This window comes from Peribacillus sp. P4_B1 (assembly GCF_056402395.1).
The window spans coordinates 1-556 of record NZ_JBFUHM010000179.1; the positions used below are offsets into that span (position 1 = coordinate 1).

Sequence of the window (556 nt, forward strand, 5' to 3'; positions counted from 1 at the left end):
GGCTACGAGCCTAATCGGCAGGATAGGTCTGCTGGCGGCATCGCTATGACCCATGACAGAAGATCGCGTCAGGGCCAGGCGGTGCCAGGTCATGAGCCCACCCCTGTTGCGTCGTACAAGGCCTGACGAGTGGGAGGTGGACTGCAGACCCGTTCGATTTCCTGACAAACACGCGTTGACGGTTTGCGCCAGTCCTTGCGAACGGTTTCAGCCAGGAGCTGGGCGCGGACGTCGATATCCGTGGCGGTAACAGCAGAGGACAGGCCGTCGGCAATTGCTGAGGGTGTGGCTGGCGCCCAGATTGCGTGAGGAGCGGATAGGTCGGCCCGGGAGAATGGATGATCGTTCAGGACAGGTACATTCCCCGCAGCCATGAGCTCCTCGGCAACCAAGCTGATGTTGGTGAACGAAAGCGCCAGGCTCGCAATTGTCCGGTTGTACAGCACATTTAGCTCGGTGGGGCGCAAGGACCCATGATTCGTAACGGGGAATGGCCAGCCGGAGACGGTGTCTCCGAAGATATGAATTTCTTGCTCTGGGTGACGACGATGAAAGT

1 protein-coding gene is annotated in these 556 nt (G+C 59.4%); it reads right to left on the reverse strand.

The features are described 5' to 3' along the window. Positions 1-89 precede the first annotated feature (89 nt). On the reverse strand, positions 90-556 hold a 467-nt coding region (locus AC1DVK_RS27150; RefSeq protein ID WP_477627851.1), incomplete at its 5' end, for a hypothetical protein.